Below are 4,991 nucleotides of genomic sequence, written 5' to 3' on the forward strand. Positions count from 1 at the left end.
TGTCCGTTTCGCGTCACTGCGAGCGCGGACTGGCGTGGCGGTCGCCGACATCCTCGGGATCGGGAGGGGATCGTGGTATCGAGGGTGATGGCTGACGATCGCGAGCACCGGATCCGGACGCCGAAGCGGGAGCGGGTCCGTCGCACGCTGACCCGGCTCGACGACGAGACCCTTTCGGGCCTCGCGCGGATTCTGCGGGCGGGCTGCACCGTCGCGCCGGACATGGAGGCGGTCGAAGGCGAGATCCTGGACCTGTTCCACGGGCTGGAACTGGCCGATGACGGAACCGAGGCGTCGCGGATCTGGTTCGATCTCGGGGCGGCGGAGCCGCCGGATGGCGCGCTGGCCAATGCCTTCGCGGCGGCGGCGGCGGCCGGGGATCCGATCGCGGCGGTGCGGGCCGACGACAACCTGGCGCCCGGGCTGAACGGCATGCTCGACAGGCACTGGCGCGTCCGCTGGCGGCGCATGGGCCGGGAGGATGCGCCCTCCCTCCGGACCGTCACCTGGGAGGCGCTGACGCCGGAGGCACGCGCGGAGGTGCGGCAGATGCTGCGCGATCTCGCGGATCATGCGCGGGGCTTCGTCCGCCGGGGGCAGCCGAGGCGGACCGATCTCGACGACGCCCTGCGGGGGCTCGGGGAGATCTTCCTGCGCCACTGCGGCGACCGGAACCACGCGGTGCATGCCCTGCCCTATGCGCGGGACAGCCGCTTCATCGGCTTCGCGGCACTGGCGCTCCGGGCCGTGGCCCACCCCTCCGCCACGTCGCCGGCGGCGCTGTCCGAGCGCTGGCGCCGGCTGCTCTCCGCCCAGCACGAGGCGGCCGAGGATCACGGACGCGAGCAGCCCGACCGGACCAGCTGCGACTGACCGCGGCTGCGGCCGGACAATTCTGTGTCCTATCGGCGAGGACAGGTTTCCCCGATCCCTGGCCCCGGAAGGCTGCCCATGGCGGGCGGCCACGACGCGGACCGGCAGCCGGGAGCATGGACGAGGATCGCCATCACGCGGTGGAGACTGCGGCGCCCCCGGAGGCCGGGGCCGCCGGAGGCGAGGCCGTGCTCCCGGCCCTCGAGGCGCTCGCCCGGCTGCTCGCCCGCCAGGCGGCACGCCTGGCCGCCGCCGTCCCCGATCCGGAGCTGCCGAACCATGACCGGGAAGACTGAGAAGCCCCCTGCCCCGGCGCCCCGCCGGGCGCGGCACCTGACCGTCGCCGAGTTCGCCAGGGCGCGCCGCTGCTCGGAGAAGACCGTGCGCCGGCGCATCGCCGACGGCTCCCTGCCGGTGATCCGCACCGGCCGGCGGGTGGCGATCCACGAGCGCCACCTCGATGTCGATCTCTGATGCCGCTGACCGCACAGGTCCCCGCGCGGCACATGAAGGCCAGTCGCGCTCAAGTCGTCGGGAAGCAGTACCCGGAGTATTCCGAATATATAGTACGGGTACGACATCCCGAACGACCATGACAGTCCAGGCGCGGCCTCCCGAGACCACACAAGACCATGTAGAAGGATCCCGACAATGACGATCGCGCAGGCCATCGCCCCGATCACCAGCCCCTTCCGCGCGGACGGCATTGTCACGGTCGCCGATGTCCTTGTGCGCGCCGAGGCCGAGCTCGAGGGCACCGCGCAGCGCGACACCCGCTCGGCCTTCCGATGCCTTGTCTCGAAGCTTGGCATCGATCCGGAGACCGTCCCCGCGACGCCGAAGGCGCTCCGCGAGATCCTCGGCCCGCTCACGCCGGGCATGCTGGGGGTCTCCGGGAAGCGCCTTGCCAACATCCGCTCGCTGGTGACCCGCGCCGTCGAGCGCTTCGGCATGGCCCGGCGCGTGCTGATCCGGGACGGTTGCCTCACACCCGACTGGGAGGCGCTGCTCGACCGCGCCGAGCCGCAGGCGTACCGCTACGGGCTCAGCCGGTTTGCGCGGTTCTGCAGCGCCGCCAGGGTGGCGCCGGACACCGTCGATATGGAGACCTTGCGGGCTTTCCACGAAGCACTCGAAGCCGAGTGCATGGTGAAGCATCCGCAGGCTGTCCTGAAGCACACGATCTCCCACTGGAACATGCAGCGCCGCCGGGTGGCCGGCTGGCCCCGGATCGCCCTCTCCACGCCGTTTGCTCGCGGGTTCGACACGCTGCCGCTGAAGGCGTTCCCGGAGAGCTTCCAGTCGGAGATCTCGTCCTGGGCCGACGCCATGCGCCATCCCGACCCCCTCGATCCCGAGGCGCCGGTGCGGACCCTTCGGGAACCCACCATCAAAGGCTACATCGTCGTCTTCCGCCGCTTTGCCTCGGCGCTTGTGCATCGGGGGGTCCTGCCGATCAGGGAGATCACGGGACTGGCCGTCTTCTTCGAGGGCGACAACGTCAAGGCAGGGCTCCGGCACTTCCTGCCGGAAGGTGGCGCCAAGACCACCCGTTACGCCCACGACATGGCGCGCAAGCTCTCCCACATCGCACGCCACCATCTGCGCCTGCCCGCGGACGAGATGGAGCGGATCGACGCGATCGTCGCGCGTCTCGATCCGAACCTGCCGCGCGGCATGGGCAAGCGCCACCGGGACCGGCTCGACCAGTTCGACGACCCCGCGACCGTCCGACGTCTCCTGCAGTTCCCGGCCGATGAGCGCGACCGTGCGCTCGCCATGACCAGCCCGATCCGCCGTGCCAGGGGGATCGAGCGCGCGCTCGCGATCTCGGTTCTCATCCAGACCGGCCTTCGCATCAGGAACCTGCGCCAGCTCCGCCTCGACCGCTCGGTGCGCCGCGCCGGCGGCCGCGTCTACCTCGAGATCGCCGACGGGGAGACCAAGACCGGGATGGCGCTCACCCTCGAGCTGCCGTCCGAGACCACCGCGCTGCTCGATGCCTTCACCGGCCTGCACCGCCCGCTGCTGCCGGGCAGCGACAGCCCGTTCCTGTTCCCCGGCAGGACCGGCGGCGCGCGCTCGGACAACGCCATGCGCGCCGCGGTCTCCGAGCCGCTCAGACGCCATGCCGGGATCGTCATCAACCCTCATCTCTATCGCCACGCCATCGCCAAGATCGTCGTCGAGCGGGACCCGGGGATGTATGTCGCGATCTCCCGCCGCCTCGGGCACAGGTCGCTGAACACCACGCTCGGCTCCTATCTCGGCACCGAGACCCGTGCCGCCAGCCGCCAGATCAACCGCCTGCTCGACCGCGCCCGGTCGCGCCCCGAGATCGAGGACTGAGCCGATGGCGGACACGCCGAAGGACAGGCCGGTGATGCCGCGCGGGCCGGACTGGCCCGACCGGGACCGCCGCGCCTGGGCCGCGCTCTTCGCCGGGGGCGACGTCCTGGAGGGGGCCGGTCCCGCCCGCCACTGGCGCCCGGCAACCCGCCGGACCAACCGCCAGCACTATGCCCGCTGGCTCGGCTGGCTCGCCCGCGAGGGCCTGCTCGCGCCGGAGCGCGCGCCGCCGGACCGCGCCGATCCGGAGATCGTGCACCGCTATGCCCGGCACCTCGTCGACACCGTCGCGCCGCGCACCGCCGCCTCGGCGCTGATCGGGCTGAAGGTGGTGATGAAGGCGATGACGCCGGAACGGGACTGGCGCTGGCTGATGGAGCTGACCAACCGGCTCAATACCTGGGCGAAGCCTTCCGTGGACCGCCGGCTGCGCCAGCGCCCGATCGACGAGATCCACCGCGCCGCGCTCGGTGAACTCGAGCGCCTGGCCAGCACCGACCTCGCACATCGGCGCAACCGCATCCGCTATCGCGATGCCATGATCCTGCTCGTGCTCTCGGCCTGTCCCATTCGGCTGCGCAACCTCGCGGGGCTCGGGATCGGACACCAGATCCGCCACGAGGGCGAGCGCTGGGCCATTCATCTGCACGAGACCGAGACCAAGGGCCACAACCGTCTCGCCTATCTCCTGCCCCGCCACATCGGGCCGTACATGGCCCGATATCTCGACGAGGTCCGCCCGGCCTATGGCCCGGCCGGGACCTGCGATGCGCTCTGGCTCGCCCTCGGCGGGCGGCCGCTCGCCTGCAATTCCGTCTATGGCCAGATCGTCGAGATCACCACGCGGCTTCTCGGAATCCCCATCAATCCGCACCTCTTCCGCAGCTGTGCGGCGACCAGCCTCGTCGAGGAAGTCCCCGAGGCCGCCCGTCTCGCCGCCCCCCTGCTCGGTCACCGGCACTTCGAGACCACCGAGCGATACTATGTCCGCGCCGGCCAGATCGAGGCCTGCCGGCGCGTGAATGCGCTCCTCGGCACCATCGCCGGCGAGGAGGCCGAAGGATGACAGCCATGACCCGCGTCGCGCTCTATGCCCGCCATTCCTCGGACCGCCAGCGCGAGGCGTCGGTCGAGGACCAGCTGCGGCTCTGCCGCGAGCGCGCGGCGCACGAGGGCTGGCAGGTCGTGGACAGCCATTCCGACCGCGCGGTCTCGGGCGCAAGCCTGATCCGCCCCGGCATCCAGGCGCTGATGGAGGGCGCGCTGGCCGGGCGCTTCGACTGCGTGCTCGCCGAGAGCCTCGACCGGATCAGCCGCGACCAGGAGCATGTCGCCGGGCTGTTCAAGCGGCTGTCCTTCGCCGGCGTGCGGCTCGTCACGCTCTCGGAGGGCGAGATCGACGAGCTGCATGTCGGGCTCAAGGGCACCATGGCCGCGCTCTATCTCAAGGAACTCGCCGAGAAGACCCGCCGGGGCCTGCGCGGCCGCGTCGAGGCCGGACGCTCCGGCGGCGGCATCAGCTATGGCTACGATGTGCTGACGGACCGGGATGCGCGCGGGGAGTGCGAGGCCGGCCGGCGCTCCATCAATCCAGGCGAAGCCCGGATCGTGCGCCGCATCTTCCGCGACTACGCCGCGGGCAGCTCGCCGAAGGCGATCGCACGCCGGCTCAATGCCGAGGAGATCCCCGGCCCGCGCAGCGAGCTCTGGCGCGACACCGCGATCCGCGGCCATCGCAGCCGCGGCACCGGGATCCTGAACAACGAGCT

Annotated in this window: 6 protein-coding genes; all 6 read left to right on the plus strand. The window is 71.6% G+C overall.

The window, feature by feature from the left end; translation table 11 throughout:
• Positions 1-87 precede the first annotated feature (87 nt).
• A complete protein-coding gene (locus tag QSJ97_RS24185) occupies positions 88-873 on the plus strand; it encodes a hypothetical protein (protein ID WP_285675045.1) in 786 nt (261 codons plus the stop codon).
• Between the two features lie 116 nt (positions 874-989).
• Positions 990-1,169, plus strand: coding sequence for a hypothetical protein (locus QSJ97_RS24190; protein WP_285675046.1), 180 nt, complete (start codon positions 990-992; stop codon positions 1,167-1,169).
• Positions 1,153-1,347, plus strand: coding sequence for an excisionase family DNA-binding protein (locus QSJ97_RS24195; protein WP_285675047.1), 195 nt, complete (start codon positions 1,153-1,155; stop codon positions 1,345-1,347). Before QSJ97_RS24190 ends, QSJ97_RS24195 begins: the two co-directional genes overlap by 17 nt.
• A gap of 177 nt (positions 1,348-1,524) precedes the next feature.
• Positions 1,525-3,222 (plus strand): tyrosine-type recombinase/integrase, encoded by a 1,698-nt coding sequence (locus QSJ97_RS24200; RefSeq protein WP_285675048.1) that lies wholly within the window; start codon positions 1,525-1,527, stop codon positions 3,220-3,222.
• 4 nt (positions 3,223-3,226) lie between these two features.
• The gene (locus tag QSJ97_RS24205; RefSeq protein ID WP_285675049.1) at positions 3,227-4,288 is read left to right on the plus strand and encodes a tyrosine-type recombinase/integrase; all 1,062 of its coding nucleotides are present in this window, start codon (positions 3,227-3,229) and stop codon (positions 4,286-4,288) included.
• 5 nt (positions 4,289-4,293) lie between these two features.
• Positions 4,294-4,991: recombinase family protein (locus QSJ97_RS24210; protein ID WP_285675050.1), on the plus strand; the 698-nt coding region annotated here is incomplete at its 3' end.

This window comes from Paralimibaculum aggregatum (genome assembly GCF_030270585.1).
Taxonomy (GTDB): Bacteria; Pseudomonadota; Alphaproteobacteria; order Rhodobacterales; family Rhodobacteraceae; genus Thermohalobaculum; species Thermohalobaculum aggregatum.